Consider the following 22,613-nt stretch of genomic DNA (forward strand, 5'->3'; position numbering starts at 1 on the left):
GATACAAAAATAGCCGCTTCAAAAGACTTATTTTATGGCTCACCGCTCGCTTTACGCTGCCATAAAATAAGGCTCTTGGCCTTGATGTTTTGCTTTTCGGCGAAAGCTGCCTTTTCCTTTTTTGGCTTTTTCAACCTTGCTTTTAAATACTGGACTGGTTACCAATGCCTTTAAGGCATTGTCTTTGATATCGCCTCGATGATGCTCGTGGCTGTGAGGTATTTTTTTACTCATCATTGATCCTTTTTAAGGTTAATACATACAGTAGATACTTAAGATAATACGTGTCATCTATCAACGTCATTTCCTTCAAGTCACTGTAATCAACAACGAGTATACACGTTTATAAAACAAATTAGTTCATAGGCAATTGGTCTTTTTATGCCTAAACTGCACACAGGGCTTCATTCACTAAATCACTATGAAATCAATCTCAATTAGCAATCATATTTCTATCAGTTACCAGGATGAAGGGGATAAAAATCACCCTGCCATTGTATTAATTATGGGACTGGGTGCACAGATGACACTTTGGCCCGATGCGCTATTTTATGGCTTGGTTGAGCAAGGGTTTAGAGTCGTTCGATTTGATAATCGCGATGCAGGCCTGTCAACCCAATTAGAGCAATATGGCACACCTAGCCTCTTTAAAGCTTGGTTAAGTGCACGTTTGCCTATGCGTACCAAAGCCCCCTATACGCTAGATGAAATGGCTGAAGATACATTAGCCTTAATGAAAGGGTTAAAAATAAAAAAAGCGCACCTTGTTGGCGCCTCCATGGGGGGAATGATAGCTCAGCTGATTGCCGCTAAACAAAAAAAGAAAGTGTTAAGCCTCACGTCCATTATGTCATCACCATCGGCTTTAAAGTTGACACACTCCAACCTAAAAGTGTTTTTACAACTTGCAAAAATTCGCCCAGATAAACCCAATAGAGAGGCTGCAATTCGCTACAATATCCGCCTCAATCAATTGATAGGTAGCCCTGCCTACCCACAAGATGAATGCATACTCAAAAATCAGGCGGTAGATACGGTTGAGCGAGCGCACAACCCACATGGATTTCATCGGCAATTCGCCGCGATGGCCGCAAGCGGAGATCGCCAAGATCTCATGACCAAAGTTAAAGCCCCTACCTTAGTGATCCACGGTGAATCCGACCCCATTATTCCAAGTCAAGAAGGCGTTAAAACCGCCCAACAGATCCGTAAATCAAAACTCAAAATTGTCCCCGGCATGGGCCACAATATCCCGCCAGAATTGGCGCCAAAAATGATCAAATGGATAACGAAGCACGTCCGTAAAAGTGAGCTTAAACGCGCTAAAAAGCAGGCGCAGAAAAAACAAAAAGCGCACTGGGGCTCAGCCCCTCTGTAGAAAAAAAGCCCATTCATGAAAGAATGAGCCTCACTGCTTGGGAACATATAAGTTACGCTAGGAAAAATTTACTGTCACTGAACACTGAGTCTTTATGTGTCAGCTAAGGTGGTGTAAACAAACATAAAAGCGAGGCAACCTCAGATCCTTTTTAGGCTATTTAGTGTAATATCCATAACACACAAATACATTCACAACTCATTCTACAGACAGGTGGTTCCATGCTTAAAGTAACGCTCGAACAGTGGCGTATGTTTAAAGCCGTCGTCGAGCATGGCGGATTTAATCAAGCTTCGGCTCAAATTCATAAGAGTCAATCTAGCATTCATAATGCGGTCAATAAAATTGAAACCTCTCTTGGCGTAAAGCTGTTTCGCGTTGAAGGCCGCAAAACGCGCCTAACGCCTGCGGGGGAATTAATGCTACGCCGAGTTGATTACCTGCTGGAGGAGGCCTCAAAAGTCGAAACCATCGCTGAGAACCTAGCTGAAGGCATTGAAACCAAGCTACGTATCGCAATCGATGAAATTTTCCCCGCACATTTGCTCTATAAAGTCCTCGATGAGGTTTCACAAGCGTTTCCTTTTTTACGCATAGAACTGGTCGAATCCGTTCTTAATGGCGCCAATGAGCAATTGCAAAGTGGGTTAGTTGATATTGCGGTGTCCGCTTTTACGCTTGAAGGTCTGTTTAGTGAAGAGTTATGTCAAATTGAGTTCATTGCCGTCGCCAGCCCCAAACATGCCCTGAATCAAACTGAAAACAGACTGACTTTAGAAAATTTAAAATCTCACCGTCAAATTGTGGTTAGGGATTCAGCCGTATCAAAAAGTCATGATTCAGGTTGGCTTCAAGCCTCACAGCGCTGGACGGTCAGCCACATGCGCACCTCTATTGATATGATAAAAAATGGCTTTGGTTTTGCGTGGCTACCAGTGCCTTTAATTGAACAAGAGCTGCAATGTGGTGAACTTGTGCCACTCAACCTGCAATCGGGGCAGACACGAAAAGTACAACTTCACCTTACCTTTGTCGATGGTGATAGCCTAGGCCCTGCTGCTAGAGCATTTTTAGGCGAATTGCGATATCAAAGTATGATGATGCCAACGGCAGAAACATCACACTCATAGTAAATCACCATGCCATATCGGCGTCTATACTAGAGAAGGTGTCATGATAATTAGGGACAAGTACATATGAATGAAAAAGAATTAGCAACCCAGCTGTATCGCGCCTATTCATGGACTGTCCTTAATGAGCCCATTGAAACATCTACTGAGCGCGCATTAGAGCAAGACTCAATACTACTCATGCAAGTTGCTAAAGGCATACAGCCTGCCACAATTAGGTTATGGGAGTGCCCTCAATCACTGATCGTCAGCCGCAAAGAAGCCAAGTTGCCGATGTTTAACGATGCCTGCGATACGCTTGCTCAATTAGACTGGCCGGTTTCAGTAAGGCAAAGTGGAGGGACAGCCGTGCCACACGGGCCGGGCATTTTAAATTTCTCGATTATTTTTGCACAAACTAAATCACAGCCTTTGGACCTCGATACCATTTATATCGCGTTATGTGAGCCCATTCGCAGTGCGCTGCGTAGCCTTGGCTTGCAGAGCGAATATGGTGAAACTCCTGGGGCCTATTGTGATGGTCGCTTTAATCTCAATATTGATTCACTCAAAGTGACCGGTACTGCGCAGCGAGTCGCACTGTCCCCCAACAATGAACACGGCCTTTACCGTGCCGTGTTAGCACAGGCCATGATCATGATTGAAGCTGACCCCCACGACACCACCGCTGTCGTGAATCAGTTTTATCAACTTGCAGGTGCTGACAACCGTTACGATCCACACGCCTCAACCAGCGTTGATAGACACCTTGCTGGCCACTACCCCACAGGGCACCTTACTCAAATACTCAGAAAAGAAATCCTCATCGCATTAGAGGAGTATACCGCCCCTGTATAAATAACTTAGGCATACTCGCCTCTAAACTTCACGCCTATTTCACACCTCGGCCTGCACAGTAAAACAAAAAGGAGGCCGCTTTATGTTTCACCACATCCAATACACTATCATTCTTTGCGCATATTTTTTGCTTTCAACAGCAGCTTTGGCTGCATCCAACGAACATGTCAATATGGTTGAATCCGCACTGGAGCACTTTTCTCAAACCAATAAGCAACATTGGTCTTATACCATCCACAGTGTCGAAGTCGAAGAAGGTAACAAAACCGAACTACATGCCAAACACCACCCCCATGAAGATACCAATCAACGCTGGCATCTGCTTAGGCTCAACGGTCAAACGCCATCACTAAAACAAGCCAAAGAATTCACACAAAAACGCGGCAATGAAGGATTTTCAATCAGCATTAAAGAGCTGGTCAAAACGCAATCACTGACCGTCGATAAAGAAACACCACATAGCATCACTTTTAGTTACCCTGTCGAATTGGCTGATCTTGGGAAAGATGCATTGGGGAAATTAACAGGTCGTATCCAAATAAATAAAACTAGCCATAATATTGAGTCTATTTCTGTCCACAATACGGCGTCGTTTAGCCCCGTCGCGTTAGCAGACATTCATGATTTTAAGCTCTCTATGAAATTTATAACGGTGAACGATACCATCCTTGTACAACAAACTAAAATGGACATGCGGGGTACCTTTTCTTTTTTCATCGATATAGAAGAAACCTCCACCGTCACCTTTAGTGACTACCAATACCGGCCATTCGCTAAACACAAAAAATAAGCTTAATTTTCATGACCATAATCATCTATTGAAACTCTATCATCTAAAATAATAGGTAAATGTTAAGACGCGAATCCTCTCAGCGACGCATACTCTAATTACGCCGTGCACCCGAGTGACATGTATATGCAACGATTGAAATCATGAGTCAATTGTGTGCAGATAAAAAAACGCTTTTAGGGTGCATTAACCATCTTGCATGAGGATTAATAATGACAACACGCAATCGCCGTCACTTTATTCGTAATTTAACGCTGGGCTCACTGGCTGGCTTACTTGGCACACAAGTACAAGCCCGCACGGTCACCCCAAGGGAAATGGAGGGGCCTTATTACCCAATAACACCACAAAAAGACAAAGACGCTGATTTAACTCAAGTGGCAGGTAAAATAGGCAAAGCCAAAGGCACCGTCATCGAGATATTTGGCCAAGTGTTTGACAACGATGGTAATGCACTTGAAGACGTCACTGTCGATCTGTGGCAAGCCAATAGCTTTGGTAGATACCATCACCCCCATGACCGCAGTGATGCTCCCATTGACGAACACTTTCAAGCCTGGGCAATTATACAAACAAAAGCACAGGGACACTTTCGCTTCAAAACGGTTTTTCCTGGAGCTTACCCGCTCAATGCATCACAACAAAGAACCCCGCATATTCACCTTAAAATTTCAAAAAAAGGCTATCATTCACTGCTGACACAAATGTACTTCCCAGACCATCCACTCAATCAGTCTGATGGTTTATTTAACAGCAAAACCGCTGTAGAACAAACCTTAATGACCGCTAAAAAAACCACCGCTGCCAACCAGTATCGCTACGATATTGTGTTGCAAAAAGTATAACTTCAACGCTTACCTGTACAACTAATGTGACCTTAAAGCGCTGTCAATAAAAGTGTCATAAGGTCATGTTAGCGTTAACTTATTGCCAAAAAGCATCCCGTTTTAGGCTTAGTATAAGTAGTTTGAAGTATGCAAAACGTCATAGATATTCACTGGTGGCAACTGGTGCTGTTTAGTCTCACTCTGATCATTCCCTATTATATTAATCAGCACTATCAGCTTGGTTTATTAAAAGAAACCATTATTAGCCTAACAAGAATGACATTACAGCTGATCCTAATCGGGATTTATCTCGAGCTGCTATTTGAACTCAACAGTGTTTGGATTAATTTAGCATGGATGTTTGCCATGGTATTGGTGGGAGGCAGTGCCATCATCAATAAAGTACAATTTCCAAAACGCATTGTCTTGTTGCCAATTATCCTCAGCTTGGTTGCTGGGCTCATTCCATTAATGGCCATCTTAATTTTTGGCATCATACAACCTGACCCTTTTTATCATGCCCGCTATGTGATCCCACTAGCGGGCATGCTGCTTGGCAATAGCATATCCAGTAATATCATTTGTTTACAAAGCTACTACAGTGCACTGCAAGAACGCTGGCCAGAATATCAAGCAGCTTTAGCACTGGGCGCCTCACCAAGCGATGCGACAAAGCCATTCGTACAAGATGCTCTAAACAAAGCGCTTTCACCAATACTTGCCACCATGGCCACGACAGGCTTGGTCACAATCCCAGGTATGATGACAGGACAAATACTCGGGGGTGCATCCCCTATCGTGGCAATTAAATATCAGCTTATGATTATGCTGGCCATCTTTGTCATGATGAGCATAACGATTACGGTCAGTTTATGGTTGGTTGCCAAACGCAGCATTTCTGTAGAAGGTAAGCCACAAGTGAGCCTAGCTTAAGACAGGGCAGCAAAGCGCTGCCCTAGTGTGGTGTTATTTATCCGCTTCTCGATATTTTTCAAACCAAGCAATGATGTTACCCACTTTTTGGATTAAATTACTCGGTCTTGCAGCGATACCATGCCCCGCTTTAGGAATACGTACCATGGCAGTTTCTACGTTGCGCAGCTGAAGAGCTTGATAATATTGTTCCGTTTCGCTCATCGGTGTACGGTAATCATTTTCGCCTGTCAGTAGCATGGTCGGTGTTTTTACATTACCCACTAGTGACAATGGCGAATGCTTCCATAAATGCTCGGTGGCCTCCCACGGCATGCCCGGCATCCAGTACTTCGTATAATAATTATATGCATCTGCTGTCAGTGCAAAGCTTATCCAGTTAATCACCGGCTTTGCAACCACAGCGGCCTTGAAACGATCTGTATTGCCCACGATCCAAGCGGTCAAGACGCCACCACCAGAGCCACCTGTGACAAATAAGTTATCGTCATCAACAAACTTTTTCGCCACCATACCATCTACAACATCCATCAAATCATTATAATCTTGCGATGGGTAATTATGATGAATTAGATTTGCAAACTCCTGACCATAAGATGTGCTGCCTCGTGGGTTCGCCCAAACCACAACATAACCTTTAGATGCCATAAGCTGTACTTCTGTGCTGTAATTTGGCCCATAGGCAGTGTGGGGCCCACCATGAATTTCCAAAATCATTGGGTATTTTTTAGAGGCATCAAAATTTGGCGGAAGCGCATACCAAGCTTGAATATCGCGACCATCCACGGATGATTTCACGGTGATTGGTTCAACCTGAGCGATATTTTTATGCCCCAATAAATCTGCATTTAAATCCGTTAACGACGTTACTTTCTGACGCTTATCAACCAGCGCCAGATCTGCAGGTCGCTCAGTGCTTGCCGTTGTCACAACCAAGCGGCCACTTCCGGCAACAGCAAATTGTCCTGATGTGTATGGGCGCCCGAGTGATTGACCACCTAATTGAGCCAACTTTTCGGTAACTTTGCCTTTTAAGGTCACGTGACCCACATATTTTTGACCATGATCATCATAGCTAAAATACAGCCCTCGCCCTTTTTTATCCCACTGATGTGAGCTGATTGGACGATCTAAGGATGCAGTTAAGTTGACGGCATTTTTACCATCGAGATCCATCATATAAATATCAAAATTTTGACTTGATAAGCGTTTATTCTCATAGGCTAAATAAGCGATCTTATCCCTTTGATGGTTTATTTTTGGCGCGTATTCTGGACCATCCACATCGGTGATTTGGGTGATCTGCCGATCAGCAATATCAACGCGATAAATATCAGACTGACGGGGTTTAGTTTGCCAGTCATCATGACGATTAGCATTAAAATACAAAGACTTGCCATCTTCACTCCAAGTGATAGATGATCTATGATGAAACGCACCTTGGGTTAATTGGCGTGGTGTGCCCCCTTCAGAAGGGACCACATAGACATGGTGATAACCTGGCTTGACAAAACCTCCGCCATCGCGCTTATAAACCATCTCATCGATATAAGTCGCATTACCCGCCCACTGAGCACCTTTTGGCATTTTTGGCATTTCTTTAAAAATCCCACTTTTACTCTGTGGTTTAAACATCGTAAATGCAATCCACTTGCCATCTGGTGACCAACTAATGTTCGCCACACTCTGATGCACATTGGTCACACGAGCTGTTTGCCCTGACTCTAACCAACGCACATATAACTGGTTATCGCCTTCTACATTTGTAATGTACGCTAACCGCTTTCCATCTGGTGAATATTTTGCACTGCGAAACTGATTTATGCCAGACAGAACAGGTTGGTGTGTTTTCGTTTTTAAGTCTACTTCCCACAAGTTTATCCGCGTACTGTCAGCCATGATATCCATAGCTCTGCGCTCATAAATAACCTTATAGCCATCTGGGTGAACTTCTGGCGCTGCGGCGTATTCTATATTAAATACATCTTCATACTGCCATATATCATCGGCATCAATGTCATTCGCTAACGCAGGCAAAGCAAGCATTTGAGCGCCTAGCATTGTCATTATTAGCATGTTTTTATTTTTCATGTTCAGACTCTTAATGTTGAACTCATCACGGTAACACCATGTAGGCCATATACGTTCAAACGCGATAAGTTTTGTTATGTTATATCAATTTCATCACCAACTCTAAGATGCCTTAAACCAGCGGGTGATTCAAAGCAACTGCGACTAATTACCATCACACTCGATGACTTGGCCTATTAACACCATGATGAGACTGTGATGAACGTTGCAATCCGTGTACCAAATAAGCTTAAAGTGTGACTATCAAAAAATTGCAATTGACTGCTTATGGTGAAATTGTGACTCTAATCAAGCAGTACAAAAAACAAACAAAAGGATATAACATGAAATTAAAACTCAACAAGAAAGGCATAAAGCAGCTTAGCGAAAAGCGCATTGATTCAGATGTCACTAAACAAGTGGGCGGTGGCGCAATTGCATCTAAAGATTATTGGTGTCAATCTGGACAAATGCCATGCTGGACAAATGGCCCATGTATCACGACCCCTTATAAGGGCTGTAACAGCAACAGTTGGTGTCAAAGCCACTAACCTCTGACAGATTCCCCTTTTAACAAATGCCGATATGCGTTGTACGGCATTGATATTTACTGTCGCGTTTTATACTGCAACAGCTGCTTACCAATCACAGCGCGCCACTTTTTCAAACCAAGGTCGATTAAATCTTTTCGCTTTTGGCTTACTCAAGGCTGGTATTGAGATATCCATGCCCGCTGTTAAATGCGTCGACACCAAGGCCCGAATTCTGTCATCATCTAGTTGCTCGAAAGCCGCCATTAACTGCGCTTTTTCACCTCGCGTTAAAGGCTCTCCATGCATGTGTTTAAAGCGTGTATTGAGCCACAAAAGGAGTGCTTGTTTAGCTGTATTTGGAAAAGCGAGCGCCAATGTTTCGGTCGGGCTATACAACCTTTGAAAATTAACCCACTGTTGCTGGATCACAAAAACAAACAACAAATTCACACCCGCTGATATTTGCCCGGAACGTTTATCAATATTTTGATAACCAGCCAGCGCCGCTCTAAAATGCCGCTCAGCTTGCCCAATATTGCCTTCTTCCAACGCTATCATACCTTGATTATTTTCTATGATGGCCAACAAGTTTTTTCTATCTGCGATACGCGCAAGCTGCTTAGCTTTTGCATACAGGGCTTTGGCTTTTTCTAACTCATCAAGTTGCCTTGCAAGCAAGGCAAGGCTATTGGTTATCGTCAATTTTTGCCTATCATTGATGGCATGTTTATATGAGCATTCAAGACTAATTTGTGCATCGTGAATGTAATGATTTTTACGCAACCAGATCCCCGTTGCACTGGTGATTGAGACTAATTTATCTATAAAATAAGGGTGTTTTTGATGATGAAAAATCACTTCAAGAGAATCAATCAGTTGCTTCATATCCCCAGTAGGGACTGACGCCCGCATCGCGGCAATATGCCACCTTAATTGCTGAACATCGCTCAGAGAGTGCAGTTTGGGTATTGCATTAAGTAGTTTTAATGACCGTGATGGGTCAACACGCAAGTAATCTTCTGCCTCCTTGAGCGTGTCATCGAGCGGTGTTGCGACTACTGATGCTGACAGCAATCCAAGCAAAATAAGTTGCATAGCTGTTCGCACATCACCTCTCCACTATTTTCATATTTTTAAAATATAGATAGCTGACGCACAATATTCAAAACCATCCAAGCACTACCAACCAGCAACAGCCCATTAATGCGATTCATGTTGAACGTCATATACCCATAAGATCAGCACCACAATTGGCACATTTTTAGTCACTGGGCCAAATGGATGTAACCAAAAAGACGCGTCTATCCAAGTGAGTAACAGGCTGTATATCACAATCACACCACACTGTAGCATGCAGCATAATTTAGTGTATCGCTGTGTTAACAACCACACACCCAAACATACATCTAAGATACCACCACCATATACCGCAACGTCCGCAAGTGTGCCCTCTATGTTCGCGCTAGCTAAAATATCAAAACCAATCTCTGGTGCAAAAAATACCGATGTAAGGCCTGTAAATATCCAGATAAATGCCAAGCTATAACAGGCATAACAGTAAAGTTTATGCGTTTTCATTGCTATACCACCGATAAAGGCTTAAACACCATAAGAACAAGCAAAATCAAAATCGCAGCAAACGCAGGGATACCCAGTAAAGTCCACCGTCGCATCAAATGTTTAAACTCAACCGAGACTTCACCTTGCTGTTGATCTATAGCGGCTAACGCACGCAAGCGATATTGTATTTTCAAAACAGGAAGCCAGCACAGCCCGATAAATGTAAATAACCCAGCAACCGTTAAAAACCATGGCGATTGAAATGAATAACCGAGTAAATGCATCAAATATAAGCCACTGACAATTTGTATAATCACCGCAGGGGTTGTAAAAAACCAATCACCCAATACCACATGCCGAGTGGTAATATAAATCGCTTGGGGGTTATTAGAGCGGTTCGCCATAAACATAAAAAAAGCAATGCCTGCCCCAGTTCCCATGACGACAATCGCCGCCAAAATATGAATAAACTTAGCAATAAAATAAGGCTCCATTATCTGCCCACCTGCGTTTTTTGGTATATCTCAAATGATTCAAAAAACGGTTCAAATTCAGTCAATTGCAACAAGCCAGAGCATGGTAATGCACCACTTTGCGTCAGCGTGCCAGCAAGTAATTTTTCCGCGAGGATAATAGTTGAGAGCGTGGGGATATAAGGCCCTTGTCCGTTGGGCGCGTACAGGCGCCAAATCACTTTGTGTGGCTGTGCATCAGTATCTATGCCAGCCATCGCGACCTCCATTGCGCCAATATCACTGCCAAAACGCAAAAAGCAATTACTGAGCGCATCTAGTTGCTTCGCAAGTGGTGACCAATTTTTCACTACCCGCCACTTTACCAGTGCCGCCATGCCGACCATACCCCAGTGCAGTAAAGGCAGTTCCAAACCGGCTTTAAAGCTCACTCGTTCGGTCACATTGTATTGGTTGGGAAACAACGCTAAATCTGGCACATCGACATTGGCCAATAAGCGACGTTTGGCAATATCACCAAAGTCGTGATTGTGCGCATCCATCCAGCCATAGACTGGCTGCCACTTTCCTGCTTTAAACACCTCAAAAGGATGACCCGTATAAGTCAGGATAGCCTCAATCGTTGCCACCCCTCTCTGCGCTTGGTTGCCTGGTGCAATCGCAATATCAATGGTCTCAATGCGCTCAAAATCCCCGCAGTAGTGATCAATCACTGCAGAAGATAACCCAGGTACTGAGCTGGCACCGCTGATAATCAGCACCCCCTTTTTGCTCGCAGCACAATCTAGTGTGCTGATGTCACACACAAATCGCCTATCATCCGCTAAGTCAATATAATGCGCACCAGCCTCAATACATGCGTTTGGTACCGTGTAACCCTGACCTTGATAAGGACCACTGGTGTGGATCACCATAAATGGGGCTTGATCTGCAAGCTGTTTGGCAAAGTCATTAGCATGGATATCTACCTGCCAAGGCTCTATAACAGCCCGAGCGTTAGGCACTATGCGTTCAATACACTGCTGAGCTTTTACTTTGCTTCTCCCTGCAATGACTAAAGTAATGTCGTGATGTTTCAAAGACTCAGCGATGCGCCTGCCGAAATTCCCATAGCCACCGAGTATAATAACCTTGTTTGACACTCGCACTCCTCAAAAATCCAATTTTAAATATCAGCAGTTTATCTTTTTATAATTCACAAACAGTCGGTATTTTTACCCTCTAATACATACTCAATGTACCTAAAATATCAATCCTGATAAAGGCTTAAATGGGTCAATGCCGCGCTTTTCTCACAGTCAGAAAAAAACCTCTCAATTCACATTGCAATGCCTTAAAACACGACTACACTTGCTTTGATTTTAATCAGGACAAGGAGTTATTTAATGACGCTTAAAACAACAGGAAAGGTTTTCGCAGTTCTTTCTCTCACGACTTTGACCGCATGTATGAGTACATCATCGTCTCCCTATTTAAAAAGCTCTATTTCTGAAGGAGTAGGACCGCTTGAAGTACGTGCACCGTATGCAAATTACGTCAATTATTTCGGCTATGTAGATGCCACAGTAAAACCTGAGGGTGTATATAAAGGCAAAGATACCTACTATCTTTATGCTTGGGTACCAGCGGCAGTAGATGAAATTGGTATTTCCATGCAATCTCCCGTTGAGTCAAAGCCAACTGAGCAGGACTTTGTTCATACCAACTTTGCACCTGGCATGGAAAAAGACAAAGCTAAGTTTTTTGACACCTATATCGTGTTTGATCGCCTCAATATCATAGATAATAAAAAAATTGCACAGGGCGGCAAGGTATTACAACCTCTTGGTTACAATGACGATACTCGAGAGTTACCTGCAAACCCAAGCGGGGCACACTACAACTCATTGTTAAGACAAACCACGAACCTAAATAACCCGACAGAATCTCTTGTACGTGGGGTCTATCGTATATCTTTCACCTCATTCCGCTCCCAAGTTGAGGGCTCATTTGAGGCAACCATCGGCACCAATGTACCGGGGGTAAAAATTGCGGCATCACTTGAAGAACTGCATAAGCTAGTGAATGACGGTAATTTATAATACGCATAAAGGTGCTCATTAAAGAGCGCCTTTGCAGTATCTCGTAAACAGGTTCCACACCTAAGCACAGTCGCCACACCTCTATACTTTGCTTGTCATATCCACTTCACAAAGCCGCCTCACTGTTTAAATAAAAAATTTACTCTGCCTAATGTATGTTGAATCAGATAAGCGTAACGCCACGAGTATTAAGTTGATTTTTGATAATTAAAAATATGAAAAAAGTCATAAAAATTAATAAAATAACAAACATCACCTGCACCTAACCGAATATAAGTGCCTCTCATTATTTTGTCATAATTTTGGAACCAACTTGCCATTTTTTCTTAGCTTATTTGTCTTTTTCGCTCTCTATAGTAGCGGCACTAAAATCGATAAATGAGAAAGGAATATGAAAACAAAATTACTGCCGCTGGCAATTTTATGTGGCACAAGCTCGCTACTCACCGGGTGCTTTGACTCAAGTGACAATGAAGTGAAGGCAAAAGTACCAAACCAAGAAGTCGTTGCAGGCACAACCATCGAACTTCGTTTGCTTGAAACCACAGATTTACACGCCAACGTTTTGAACTTTAACTACTTCTCAGACAGTCAAGATGACAAAGTCGGCTTAGTGAAAACCGCAGCGCTAATCCACAAAGCCAGAAATGAAGTACAAAACTCCGTCTTGGTTGACAATGGAGATTTGATCCAAGGTAGTCCACTTGGTGACTACATGGCAAAAATTAAAAACCTTCAGGATGGTGACGTCCACCCTGTTTACAAAGCCATGAATACCTTGGACTATGACGTTGCTAATATTGGTAATCACGAATTCAATTTTGGTTTAGAGTTTTTACAAGAAGCCATCGATGATGCCAACTTCCCTTACATCTCAGCCAATGTCTTCAAAGACGATGGCGATGAGGATGAAAGTAACGACGAACCGCTATTTTCTCCCTACCTGATCCAAGATAAAGCGTTCGTAGACACGGATGGCAACACCCACACGATTAAAGTGGGCTACATTGGATTTGTGCCGCCACAGATCATGCAATGGGATAAAGCGAACCTTGAAGGCAAAGTCATCGCCAAAGACATCATTGCCATGGCCAATAAATATGTCCCAGAAATGAAAGAAAAAGGCGCGGACATTATTATTGCTATTCCGCACTCAGGGTTGGATACCTCCGCACACTCGGATAAAAAAGAGAATGCCAGTTATCACCTATCAAAAGTGGAAGGCATAGATGCAATCATGTTCGGTCACGCCCATGCAAACTTCCCAGGTTCGCGCTACGAAGGTATGGAAGACAAAGGCATCGATCTTGAAAAAGGCACCATTAATGGTGTGGCAGCAGTGATGCCCGGATTTTGGGGCAACCACTTAGGTGTGATTGATGTCACCTTGACCTATCAGGCGGGTGACTGGCAGGTCAGCAACTCACAGTCTTCATTGATGCCCATCTATGAACAAGATGCCGATAGAAACATCACGGCTTTGGTTGATAATGACGCTGATGTAGAAGCCGCTGTGCACCATGAGCACGAAGAAACCCGTACTTGGGTTAACAAGCCTTTTGCAAAAGTGACCAACCAAGTAAATAGCTTCTTTGCGCTAGTCAATGATGACCCATCAATCCAAATCGTCACCGATGCACAAGCTTGGTACACGCAAAAAATAGTTCAAGGTACAGAGCTGGATGGTCTACCAATCCTCTCAGCGGGCGCGCCATTTAGAGCGGGTCGTGGGGGCGCGGACGACTATACTTATATCGCAACTGGCGACATTGCATATCGTAACGTGGCAGACCTTTATATCTATCCAAATATCTTAAAAGTACTCAAGCTTAACGGTGAGCAAGTTAAAGAGTGGCTTGAAATGTCCGCAGGTCAATTTAACCAAATCAACCCAGACTCTGCCGATATGCAATCTTTGATTAATCCTGATTTCCCGTCTTACAACTTTGATGTTATCGATGGGGTGACTTATCAAATCGATCTCACTCAGCCTGCAAGATACTCCAGCAAAGGTGAAAAGATCTCCGATGGGGAGCGTATTGTGGCACTGTCTTATCAAGATAAGCCGGTGACTGATGAGCAAGTATTCCTTGTTGTTACCAACAACTATCGCGCATCCGGCGGAGGCAACTTCCCAGAGATTGGCGCAGATAAAATCGTCGTCGACTCTCCGGATGAAAATCGTCAAGTCGTGGCAAACTATATTACTTATCAAAGTGACGCAAATGAGGGGAAAGGGCTTGATCCATCAGCAGATATGAACTGGTCATTCACAGCGATTGAAAACGTTCAAATCCAATTCACAACCTCTAACAGTGATAATGCAAAAACATACAGTGAGCAGTTTGATCATATCCAACCATTGGACAAAACCAATGAAGATGGCTTTGCACTGTATCAATTGAACTTATCTCAAAACCAATAATAAAAACTCAGAAAAAACCCAATTGAGGTATGCCCTACAGCATACCTCTCCTCCTCTACAGCTATTTGGAAGTTGGCTGTAACAACAAACCAAACCAACGGGAATTGAAAAATGACTGTAAATAAACTGACCTTATCGGTATTGCTCAGTGCAGGTCTGCTTGCGCATTCAAGTTTTGCCATGGCAGCCGCCTATGACTGGAATAATACAGCGCCAGTCAAAGTACCGAGTGCCGCAAACAATAACGGCAAAACGGTATACTTTGACGTATCTCATGGCGGTGTTGAAGGCAATGCTGACTGGGTTATCGATGGTGCGTTTTCAGATTTCGCAGATGCACTCGTTCAACAAGGTTACACGGTAAAAGAGTATCGCGGCGTAGATTTGAATAATGATGGCCGCATTCGCTTTTTTGACGATCGCTCAGGTAATCAAAACAACGAAGCCGTCATTACGTATGATGCCATTAAGGATTCTGATGTCTTCGTACTGGCTGAAACCAATCGACCTTTTACACTGGCAGAGCAGGCTGCGCTTGAGCAGTACGTTGCCAGTGGCAAAGGGATCTTTTTCGTCGCTGACCATTATGATGCTGACCGCAACCTCAATACATGGGATGCCACTGAAGTCTTCAACGGTTATAACCGTTCAGACTTGAGTAAATACAATTTGGGTGGCGCTTATGGTGATTGGCGTAACCCTAAATCAGCCGATGCAGGGTGGTTAGTAGAAAACTTCGGGATCCGTTTTCGTTTCAATGGCGTGGACTACAAACAAGGCGTAAGTGGTGTAGAGCCGAGCTCGCAAACTGAAGGGATCACCCAAGGTGTTGAGCCAATTCTTATGGCCGCAGGCGCAACACTCGCGATTGTTGACCCACAAAAAGCCAAAGGCTTAGTTTACTTTTCAGAGAATGATACCCCCGTAAAGTGGCGACATGCCAAAGATGACGGCTTATATTTTGGTGGCAAAGCCGAAGGGCCTTATGTTGCAATTGCAAAATCAGGTGCAGGTAAAGCAGCATTTATCGGCGATTCATCACCAATCGAAGATGCCACGCCTAAGTATCGCCGTCAAGACAGTGGCAGTACCAAAAAAACCTACCCTGGATGGACAGATCCTGGTCACGCCTCAGTGCTTGCAGTCAACATCATAAACTGGCTTGCCACACCAGAGAGCTACCAGTACTTTGATGGGCAAAATGGCCATGCGAGTGGTTTTGCAACACCGACTCCCATGGACACACAAGAAATGTCCGATCCAAATAACGGGCAACCTTGGGGCACCCCAGCAAATGGCTTTAATCCTTGGGATACGGATACTTACAAAAACAATTCATTTAATGCCCCTTACGGCGATGGCCAAACCAATCCAGATCCAGACCCAGATCCAACACCAACACCAGGTGATACAGTCTCTGTCAGCGATGCTCTGGCTGCCGCACAAAACACGCCACTGGTTGTCATTGGTAAGGTCAGTAATGCTATCAACGGCATTTATGGCCTAGAGTTGAGCGACCTAAACAACCCATCAACGCACATTTATGTGAAGTTGGAAAGCAGTCAAAGAGCTGACTTTAACCCACAGCTAAACCCTGCCATTTTAAATCAAAACATCATAGTGACAGGTAAACGCAATAGTTACATGGGTGCGCCGGGTATTCGCTATGTCACTGATTTACAGATTGCACCGTCTTTCATGTCCGTTGAGCAAGCTTTGGCAACGGCACAAGGTGAGTCGCTTGAACTGACAGGGCGCGTAAAGTCTGGATTAAACAACATCTATGCATTGATTTTAGAAGATCTGAACGACCCAAGTTTTACCATTAATATTAAGCTTGAAAGCAGTCAACGTGCAGAGTTTAGTCCAGTGCTCAACCCAGATATCCTCAATGCAACGCTTGTGATCAAAGGTGTGCGCGATAGTTACATGAGCCAACCGGGTGTCCGTCAGGTATCCAGTATTACTCAAGCATCAAGCGACAATGGCGGTAACCCAGATCAAGGTAATGACCTGTCAGTATCAGAGGTGCTTGCAATGAATAATGGTCAGCCAGTTGTGGTATCAGGCACCATCACGGCCGCGATTAATAATAAGTATGCACTTGAGCTGAGCGATCCGAGTAATGCAGGTAATAAGCTATACATCAAGTTGGAATCATCTCAGCGTGATGCATTTAGTCCGTTATTAAACCCACAACTTATTGGTAAAAGCTTAAGAGTTGAGGGCATTAAAAATGACTATATGAGCCATCCCGGCGTGCGCAGTGTCAGTAAGCTAACACTGTTAAATTAATCATCTGATGAATATGCAAAAGGCGATTTCAGCCTTTTGCATTGCATATACAAAGAAGCCAATCAGTTACGTTGACTAGTGTTTAACACCTGCATGCGGTGTTGAAGAAAAGTTGATGTACTCATTGAGCACCAACTGGCCGGCTTTGTCAGTAAATTTTATATACACGTTATTATCTTCAAAAAAGAAGCTGTCTGAGGACATCGCCATCAATTCTTGATAATTTTCATCACCTCGATGGAAATACAAGTCGCCTTGATAATATACGACGCTATACATTGCGCCACTTTGCATTGCGTACTGCCCTTCAAATGCTTTTAATTGTGCATCATCTAACGTCACTTCTTTAAAACTAGGCATCTCGATATCTAGTGCTTTTGCAGCTAAGCGCTGACTCAGTAACTGTGGATTAATATCGGTATTATTAGTGAGCACCGCCACATAGACTGATTGCTCAGGAACATAAAGCGCATCAGATACAAAGCCATTAATGCCCCCACTGTGTGTGATCACTTGGTAATCACCTAATGTTGATACCGCTATCCCATATCCATAAGTCGAAATTCGACCATCATTTAATGTCACAGGCGCCAACATTTGCTGATAACTTTCTTTAGAGATCAGTTGTTCATTAGCTAGCGCATGATACCAAGTATTCAAATCAAACACATTGGATGACAACGCACCTGCTGCATGCGGCCAAGCAGTATCAATATGGATGGTATTCACATAGCCATCCGCTGACAGATCATAACCGGAAACATGATGCTTGATGATCTGTCTTCCTGCATAGTGGCTGTTTTTCATCCCTAGCTTTTGAAAAATATGTTCGCCAATAAACTCGGCATATGACTGGCCACTCGCCACCTCAATTATTTTGCCCAACAGCACATAGCCCGTATTTGAATACGCCATGTTATCTCCTGGTTGAAACTTCATTGGGTGCTGTGCAAGCCGAGCAAGGACTTCATCCAAGGTCGCAGGTGCCGTGGCTTCTTTGAGCATTAATTCATGATCTTCAGTGTAGTTCGCTATCCCTGAGGTGTGGGTTAACAAGTGCTCTATGGTCACAACATGCCCTTCCGTTGGGAAATCTGGCACATATTTGTGAATGTCATCATGCACAGATAACTTGCCGCGTTCGTGTAAAATCATAATGGCCGCAGCAGTGAACTGCTTGGTGATAGAACCAATTTTAAATACACTTTTTGCTTTTAAAGGCACATTTAACTCTAAATTAGCGCGCCCTATTGCCTTTTTAAACAGCACTTCACCCTCTTGGCTAACAAGCGCTGCAGCGCCGGGGTCGTTTTTACTTAACTCACTACGCATGACTTTAAGGTATTCTTTTTTGGGGGTGTCTACATCACTCGCAATCACATCTGCAGCAGTTAAAGAAAAAGTAGCGGCGAGTACAGTAACAATCATCGAAAGTTTCATCTTGCTATCCTTGTTGGTTGGTAAGTCACAGCTATTGAAACACCGGACGCATGACAAAACTGTCTAATAAGCGTTCATTCTTGTGATAAAGTTTATAAAACTGTCAGTAAACACATGGCATCAACCCTGCTTAATTTTTACACTCCACGAAAGCAAAGGATAAGCACGCTATGAATGTAAACAGTACCCACCATACTATATATGCGCCACATACCCCATCGAGCAAGCCCTTAGACGTTGCGGTGCCAAAAAGCACCATGCAATCAGCATCAACACAAGTGCAGATCAGCGATAACGCAAAACATGCTCAAGAAAAGTGGCAATCTATTGCCAATCAATACGATGTGCACAATATTTCAGACGCCGAGTCTGCCAGCATGTCTCGTGAATTATTTGATGCGGGCTTTATCAATACCACACAAATGATGATAATGATGGCGCCTTCTTCAATGGACGGCTCGCAGCTGAAAAAGCATGACCTGCTCAATGATATGAAGCACACTTTTAAGCTATCAAATGCACTGGGCGGCCATAGCCATACATCAAAAAATGCTTACTTGAGTGCCATTAACATTCTTGAGCGTCTCAATACATCAAGAACATAAATCCAGACATATCACACATCATTATTTTGTAATTTCACCCCTTTTTGAGCGCGGTGACGTTTTACATATAACGAATAAGATATTTAATGATGTAAGGTGATAATAATGAAGAAAAAATATCAACCCACAGCTCCTGCTAATTCGGATGTAGACATGAACCCAATGCTCGATATTGTGTTTATTTTACTTATCTTTTTTATCGTGACTGCCAGTTTTCAAAAAGCCCATGTACTTGATATTAATAAGCCCACGAAATCAAATCAGGCTTTAAACCAATCCGTTGTACCACAGTTTTTTATTGATCAACAAAACCGCATTTTTTTAAATCAAAGACCAATTGAAGTTGATGCCATCGCAGTCAATATTGCTCGACTTGCAGCACAAGGAGAGATCACCTCTATCAGTTTAAAGGCGCATGAGCAAAGTGAGCACAACACCTTGGTGAGTGTATTAAATGCGATCAAATCGCAAACCTCAACGCCTGTGTCTCTGGCCAGCTCATAGAATAGGTGGAGAAGATAAAGGCCAAAGTGTCGCATCACCTAACACCTTGGCCGTGCAAAATTAAGGGTTGATATGATGCAGCTCGGTATCAACCAGTTTGCCTTCAAAATTACGGTGCGCATCAATGCGGGCGAAGAACGCCTGCGCATTCGGCGTCACAGGAATAACGACTGAGTAAAACGCAAAGTTTAATCCTGCCACCACTTGCTGCTGTGCGGCTAAAATCATGTAGTTCACGCCAACTAAAGACTCAATTTGCTCAGCAGCGCTTTTCTCAGCGTCAGTGAAGTTTTCACGCAGTGCAACTGAGTCAAAAGAACCAATCGGCGGCACTAATACTGGCTCGCTGAATGTGCGATCTGATAGTTGAGTAAAATGCTCACCTTGTTGATTAACAACAATCAGCTCTAAGCGATTTACTTTAGGCACATTTGGCGCAACCACAGGTGAAACAAAACAGTAAAACGCAAAGTTTTTACCATTAACCACTTGAGATTGTGCTGCCAACGGTTTTATTTCTACGCCATCTCGCTTGTTGATGTGCTCAAATGCATTGATGTACTCTTTATCAAAATCTTGTGCTAAAACGATTGGACCAAAACCACCTAAAATACGATTTGCTTCAGACATTGTTTTATCCTTTTATGTCATAGATGAATAGATGCTCCAGTCTGTGGAGCGACTTTAGATGCGACCTAGTCTAGGCGTAATGAGTTGGTTTTTTGGCATCAGTTTAGTATCACTTTGGTATCAGATAAAAAGCGTAAATTTCACGTAACTTTTGCGCCTTATGTGTACACCAAAACGCACACTGATTAAGAGTAGATCAAGTGGCGAAAGTCATTGGTCATTGCTAGGCTTTAGGGCCTTACTCAAGGAGTCAAATAATGGATGGCAGAGTGAAGCTGGATTGTAAAACCCTTAAGCAACTGAGACGAAATATGGGGCTGAGCCAAGAGAAACTGGCTTGCGCCTGCCAAGAGCAAGCCCTATGCGTCTCCATCGCAACACTAAAACGCGCTGAATGCGGCTGTAAAGTTTACCACCGCACCGCCAGAGAGCTTGCCCGTTTTTATCAAATCCCTGTAAAAGATCTGCTGTGTGAGCAAACCAGCTAATTCAATTTGAATCGATTTGTAACAAATTGAGTGTTCTCAAACTGATCACTTTGCCCTACTCTAGAAACATAAGAGCAAATGGAGAACGCGATGAAAGATTTACAAAAGTTGGTCAGTGGTTTAAACAAATCAGGCGCATTGAGTGGCTTACTGGGCGGCGTTGCTGGCGGTGGCGTAAGCAGCTTATTAAGCAGTAAAAAGGGCAAAAAAACGGGTAAAAAAGCCGTCAAATATGGCGCGCTTGCTGCTGTGGGCGGACTCGCTTGGAAAGCTTACAAGCAATATAGCGAACAAAATGAAGCAGCTGCACAAAAGCGAGATAGCGCCGCCTTTGATAAAGCCATGGCAACACGCTCACAACCAGCGCGTCACTTCGATTTTAAACCTGCCACCATACAAGAGCACAGCTTCGAACAGGTTGTCGAAGATGAAAGTGGCTCTGGGCAACTCTTACTTATGCGGGCTATGATAGCAGCCGCTTATGCAGATGGGCACATAGATGACAATGAGCGCCAGAAAATATTTGCCCAAGTTGAAACCATGACGCTTAGCGTGCAAGAAAAAGCCATGTTATTTGATGAATTAAGACAACCTATGAGCCTTTCTGAGCTGGTGCAAGCAGTGCCTAATGCACAAACAGGCATTGAAGTTTATGCAGCCAGTGCCAGTGCCATCGATCTACAGCAAACGATTTCACAGCAATATTTGCAAACTCTGGCGAATCAGCTTTGCATCCCAAAAGAGTTGGTGCACTCTATCCATCAACAGCTTGATGAGCTCTAAGTTGCCAGTGTGACGTTTAGTTTTGTTGCTATGCGTGCTTCGAGGTAAGCACGCCAACCGCCAAAACTAAATAATTAAGGCTTTTTAACCACTTTAGGTCGCTTGCGATTAGGATAGCAAGTCGTGCACATTGGACAAACCGTACCGTCACAGCCTCTGGCTGTACAAAACTCTCGGCCATAGTAAATAAACTGCAAATGCAGATCATTCCAGCATTCTTTAGGAAACAATCGTTTCAAATCTTTTTCTGTTTGCGCGACGTTTTTACCGTTGGTCAATCCCCAGCGCTGGGCTAAGCGATGAATATGGGTATCCACAGGGAAAGCGGGGACACCAAATGCCTGCGCCATCACCACCCCTGCCGTTTTATGCCCCACCCCAGGTAGCGTTTCCAATGCATCCATATCTTCGGGCACAATGCCGTCATAGTCTGCCACTAAGATTTCAGACAGCTTTTTGATGGCTTTCGACTTTTGCGGCGATAAACCACACGGACGGATGATCTGCTTAATATCTTCAACCGATTGCTTGGCCATATCAAAGGGATTGTCTGCCAATTGCCATAGCGATGGCGTCACCTGATTCACGCGCTCATCAGTACATTGCGCAGAGAGTAAAACGGCCACGAGCAAGGTATAAGGGTCTTTATGATCCAGAGGAATAGGCGGTTTTGGATAACGTGCTTGTAAATCTGCCAAGATATACGCTACGCGCTCCGCTTTAAGTAAGTTTTTTTCCGGCACAAGTATTAACCTAATGTACTTTCTTCATTGCTGTGTGCCTAATTTACACTGACGCCCAACAGACGTCAGCATAAAACCGTTAATTAAT

23 protein-coding genes are annotated in these 22,613 nt (G+C 43.6%); 14 read left to right on the top strand and 9 right to left on the bottom strand.

What is annotated here, in order from left to right; genetic code table 11:
• Positions 1 to 51: 51 nt before the first annotated feature.
• A complete protein-coding gene (locus JF50_RS25080) occupies positions 52 to 234 on the bottom strand; it encodes an alternative ribosome-rescue factor A (protein ID WP_039611975.1) in 183 nt (60 codons plus the stop codon).
• A gap of 187 nt (positions 235 to 421) precedes the next feature.
• Here JF50_RS25080 and JF50_RS25085 point away from each other — a divergent pair, with 187 nt between their 5' ends.
• The 6 genes from JF50_RS25085 (at position 422) to JF50_RS25110 (ending at position 5,895) form a co-directional block, all read left to right on the top strand.
• Entirely contained in the window at positions 422 to 1,378 is a 957-nt protein-coding gene (locus tag JF50_RS25085; protein ID WP_039611976.1) for an alpha/beta fold hydrolase, read from the top strand.
• Positions 1,379 to 1,599: 221 nt separating this feature from the next.
• Entirely contained in the window at positions 1,600 to 2,508 is a 909-nt protein-coding gene (locus JF50_RS25090; protein WP_039611977.1) for a LysR family transcriptional regulator, read from the top strand.
• Between the two features lie 66 nt (positions 2,509 to 2,574).
• On the top strand, positions 2,575 to 3,345 hold the full coding sequence (locus JF50_RS25095; RefSeq protein WP_052262766.1) for a lipoate--protein ligase family protein: 771 nt from the start codon (positions 2,575 to 2,577) through the stop codon (positions 3,343 to 3,345).
• A gap of 82 nt (positions 3,346 to 3,427) precedes the next feature.
• The gene (locus JF50_RS25100; RefSeq protein ID WP_039611978.1) at positions 3,428 to 4,135 is read left to right on the top strand and encodes a hypothetical protein; all 708 of its coding nucleotides are present in this window, start codon (positions 3,428 to 3,430) and stop codon (positions 4,133 to 4,135) included.
• Positions 4,136 to 4,347: 212 nt separating this feature from the next.
• A complete protein-coding gene (locus JF50_RS25105; RefSeq protein WP_052262767.1) occupies positions 4,348 to 4,980 on the top strand; it encodes a protocatechuate 3,4-dioxygenase in 633 nt (210 codons plus the stop codon).
• A 129-nt stretch (positions 4,981 to 5,109) separates the two neighbouring features.
• On the top strand, positions 5,110 to 5,895 hold the full coding sequence (locus tag JF50_RS25110; RefSeq protein ID WP_039611979.1) for an ABC transporter permease: 786 nt from the start codon (positions 5,110 to 5,112) through the stop codon (positions 5,893 to 5,895).
• A 33-nt stretch (positions 5,896 to 5,928) separates the two neighbouring features.
• Here JF50_RS25110 and JF50_RS25115 read toward each other — a convergent pair whose 3' ends face one another.
• Entirely contained in the window at positions 5,929 to 7,986 is a 2,058-nt protein-coding gene (locus JF50_RS25115; protein ID WP_052262769.1) for a S9 family peptidase, read from the bottom strand.
• Positions 7,987 to 8,309: 323 nt separating this feature from the next.
• Here JF50_RS25115 and JF50_RS25120 point away from each other — a divergent pair, with 323 nt between their 5' ends.
• A complete protein-coding gene (locus tag JF50_RS25120; RefSeq protein WP_152614634.1) occupies positions 8,310 to 8,516 on the top strand; it encodes a hypothetical protein in 207 nt (68 codons plus the stop codon).
• A gap of 87 nt (positions 8,517 to 8,603) precedes the next feature.
• Here the strand turns inward: JF50_RS25120 and JF50_RS25125 are convergent, their stop codons facing one another.
• From JF50_RS25125 to JF50_RS25140, 4 genes are all read right to left on the bottom strand, one after another.
• On the bottom strand, positions 8,604 to 9,605 hold the full coding sequence (locus JF50_RS25125) for a tetratricopeptide repeat protein (RefSeq protein WP_235423514.1): 1,002 nt from the start codon (positions 9,603 to 9,605) through the stop codon (positions 8,604 to 8,606).
• A gap of 93 nt (positions 9,606 to 9,698) precedes the next feature.
• Complete coding sequence (locus JF50_RS25130; RefSeq protein WP_039611983.1) at positions 9,699 to 10,076, bottom strand: DoxX-like family protein; 378 nt, start codon at positions 10,074 to 10,076, stop codon at positions 9,699 to 9,701.
• A 2-nt stretch (positions 10,077 to 10,078) separates the two neighbouring features.
• Entirely contained in the window at positions 10,079 to 10,552 is a 474-nt protein-coding gene (locus JF50_RS25135; RefSeq protein WP_039611984.1) for a DUF2269 family protein, read from the bottom strand.
• Positions 10,552 to 11,673 (bottom strand): saccharopine dehydrogenase family protein, encoded by a 1,122-nt coding sequence (locus JF50_RS25140; RefSeq protein WP_052262771.1) that lies wholly within the window; start codon positions 11,671 to 11,673, stop codon positions 10,552 to 10,554. The genes JF50_RS25135 and JF50_RS25140 overlap by 1 nt, the downstream gene beginning before the upstream one ends.
• Positions 11,674 to 11,916: 243 nt before the next feature.
• Here JF50_RS25140 and JF50_RS25145 point away from each other — a divergent pair, with 243 nt between their 5' ends.
• From JF50_RS25145 to JF50_RS25155, 3 genes are all read left to right on the top strand, one after another.
• Positions 11,917 to 12,612, top strand: a complete 696-nt coding sequence (locus JF50_RS25145) for a LipL32 family surface lipoprotein (protein WP_039611986.1) — start codon at positions 11,917 to 11,919, stop codon at positions 12,610 to 12,612.
• A gap of 391 nt (positions 12,613 to 13,003) precedes the next feature.
• Positions 13,004 to 15,037 carry a bifunctional 2',3'-cyclic-nucleotide 2'-phosphodiesterase/3'-nucleotidase gene (locus JF50_RS25150; RefSeq protein WP_039611987.1) on the top strand — a complete coding sequence of 678 codons (2,034 nt, stop codon included), beginning with the start codon at positions 13,004 to 13,006 and terminating at the stop codon, positions 15,035 to 15,037.
• A gap of 111 nt (positions 15,038 to 15,148) precedes the next feature.
• A complete protein-coding gene (locus JF50_RS25155) occupies positions 15,149 to 17,332 on the top strand; it encodes a DUF6359 domain-containing protein (protein WP_039611988.1) in 2,184 nt (727 codons plus the stop codon).
• Positions 17,333 to 17,407: 75 nt separating this feature from the next.
• Here JF50_RS25155 and JF50_RS25160 read toward each other — a convergent pair whose 3' ends face one another.
• Positions 17,408 to 18,772 (bottom strand): serine hydrolase domain-containing protein, encoded by a 1,365-nt coding sequence (locus tag JF50_RS25160; protein WP_039611989.1) that lies wholly within the window; start codon positions 18,770 to 18,772, stop codon positions 17,408 to 17,410.
• A 170-nt stretch (positions 18,773 to 18,942) separates the two neighbouring features.
• On the opposite strand from JF50_RS25160, the gene JF50_RS25165 reads away from it, so the two are divergent.
• Both JF50_RS25165 and JF50_RS25170 read left to right on the top strand, forming a co-directional pair.
• A complete protein-coding gene (locus tag JF50_RS25165) occupies positions 18,943 to 19,377 on the top strand; it encodes a hypothetical protein (protein WP_039611990.1) in 435 nt (144 codons plus the stop codon).
• Between the two features lie 105 nt (positions 19,378 to 19,482).
• On the top strand, positions 19,483 to 19,881 hold the full coding sequence (locus JF50_RS25170) for an ExbD/TolR family protein (RefSeq protein WP_039611991.1): 399 nt from the start codon (positions 19,483 to 19,485) through the stop codon (positions 19,879 to 19,881).
• A 60-nt stretch (positions 19,882 to 19,941) separates the two neighbouring features.
• Here JF50_RS25170 and JF50_RS25175 read toward each other — a convergent pair whose 3' ends face one another.
• On the bottom strand, positions 19,942 to 20,511 hold the full coding sequence (locus JF50_RS25175; RefSeq protein WP_039611992.1) for a hypothetical protein: 570 nt from the start codon (positions 20,509 to 20,511) through the stop codon (positions 19,942 to 19,944).
• Positions 20,512 to 20,768: 257 nt separating this feature from the next.
• Here JF50_RS25175 and JF50_RS25180 point away from each other — a divergent pair, with 257 nt between their 5' ends.
• Positions 20,769 to 20,999, top strand: a complete 231-nt coding sequence (locus tag JF50_RS25180) for a helix-turn-helix domain-containing protein (protein WP_039611993.1) — start codon at positions 20,769 to 20,771, stop codon at positions 20,997 to 20,999.
• Positions 21,000 to 21,089: 90 nt separating this feature from the next.
• Complete coding sequence (locus JF50_RS25185) at positions 21,090 to 21,782, top strand: tellurite resistance TerB family protein (RefSeq protein WP_039611994.1); 693 nt, start codon at positions 21,090 to 21,092, stop codon at positions 21,780 to 21,782.
• 74 nt (positions 21,783 to 21,856) lie between these two features.
• Here JF50_RS25185 and nth read toward each other — a convergent pair whose 3' ends face one another.
• Positions 21,857 to 22,525, bottom strand: a complete 669-nt coding sequence (gene nth, locus JF50_RS25190) for an endonuclease III (protein WP_039611995.1) — start codon at positions 22,523 to 22,525, stop codon at positions 21,857 to 21,859.
• Positions 22,526 to 22,613: the final 88 nt, after the last annotated feature.

It is taken from the genome of Pseudoalteromonas luteoviolacea (assembly GCF_000814765.1).
GTDB classification, from domain to species: domain Bacteria; phylum Pseudomonadota; class Gammaproteobacteria; order Enterobacterales; family Alteromonadaceae; genus Pseudoalteromonas; species Pseudoalteromonas luteoviolacea_H.

Bases quoted from the DNA above. Each gene is read 5' to 3' on its own strand.
- JF50_RS25155 (WP_039611988.1), top strand. From the start codon at position 15,149: ATGACTGTAAATAAACTGACCTTATCGGTATTGCTCAGTGCAGGTCTG.
- JF50_RS25175 (WP_039611992.1), bottom strand. From the start codon at position 20,511: ATGTCTGAAGCAAATCGTATTTTAGGTGGTTTTGGTCCAATCGTTTTA.
- JF50_RS25095 (WP_052262766.1), top strand. From the start codon at position 2,575: ATGAATGAAAAAGAATTAGCAACCCAGCTGTATCGCGCCTATTCATGG.
- JF50_RS25165 (WP_039611990.1), top strand. From the start codon at position 18,943: ATGAATGTAAACAGTACCCACCATACTATATATGCGCCACATACCCCA.
- JF50_RS25100 (WP_039611978.1), top strand. From the start codon at position 3,428: ATGTTTCACCACATCCAATACACTATCATTCTTTGCGCATATTTTTTG.
- JF50_RS25135 (WP_039611984.1), bottom strand. From the start codon at position 10,552: ATGGAGCCTTATTTTATTGCTAAGTTTATTCATATTTTGGCGGCGATT.
- JF50_RS25105 (WP_052262767.1), top strand. From the start codon at position 4,348: ATGACAACACGCAATCGCCGTCACTTTATTCGTAATTTAACGCTGGGC.
- JF50_RS25160 (WP_039611989.1), bottom strand. From the start codon at position 18,772: ATGAAACTTTCGATGATTGTTACTGTACTCGCCGCTACTTTTTCTTTA.
- JF50_RS25115 (WP_052262769.1), bottom strand. From the start codon at position 7,986: ATGAAAAATAAAAACATGCTAATAATGACAATGCTAGGCGCTCAAATG.
- JF50_RS25120 (WP_152614634.1), top strand. From the start codon at position 8,310: ATGAAATTAAAACTCAACAAGAAAGGCATAAAGCAGCTTAGCGAAAAG.
- JF50_RS25170 (WP_039611991.1), top strand. From the start codon at position 19,483: ATGAAGAAAAAATATCAACCCACAGCTCCTGCTAATTCGGATGTAGAC.
- JF50_RS25085 (WP_039611976.1), top strand. From the start codon at position 422: ATGAAATCAATCTCAATTAGCAATCATATTTCTATCAGTTACCAGGAT.
- JF50_RS25080 (WP_039611975.1), bottom strand. From the start codon at position 234: ATGAGTAAAAAAATACCTCACAGCCACGAGCATCATCGAGGCGATATC.
- JF50_RS25150 (WP_039611987.1), top strand. From the start codon at position 13,004: ATGAAAACAAAATTACTGCCGCTGGCAATTTTATGTGGCACAAGCTCG.
- JF50_RS25180 (WP_039611993.1), top strand. From the start codon at position 20,769: ATGGATGGCAGAGTGAAGCTGGATTGTAAAACCCTTAAGCAACTGAGA.
- JF50_RS25130 (WP_039611983.1), bottom strand. From the start codon at position 10,076: ATGAAAACGCATAAACTTTACTGTTATGCCTGTTATAGCTTGGCATTT.
- JF50_RS25145 (WP_039611986.1), top strand. From the start codon at position 11,917: ATGACGCTTAAAACAACAGGAAAGGTTTTCGCAGTTCTTTCTCTCACG.
- JF50_RS25090 (WP_039611977.1), top strand. From the start codon at position 1,600: ATGCTTAAAGTAACGCTCGAACAGTGGCGTATGTTTAAAGCCGTCGTC.
- JF50_RS25110 (WP_039611979.1), top strand. From the start codon at position 5,110: ATGCAAAACGTCATAGATATTCACTGGTGGCAACTGGTGCTGTTTAGT.
- JF50_RS25185 (WP_039611994.1), top strand. From the start codon at position 21,090: ATGAAAGATTTACAAAAGTTGGTCAGTGGTTTAAACAAATCAGGCGCA.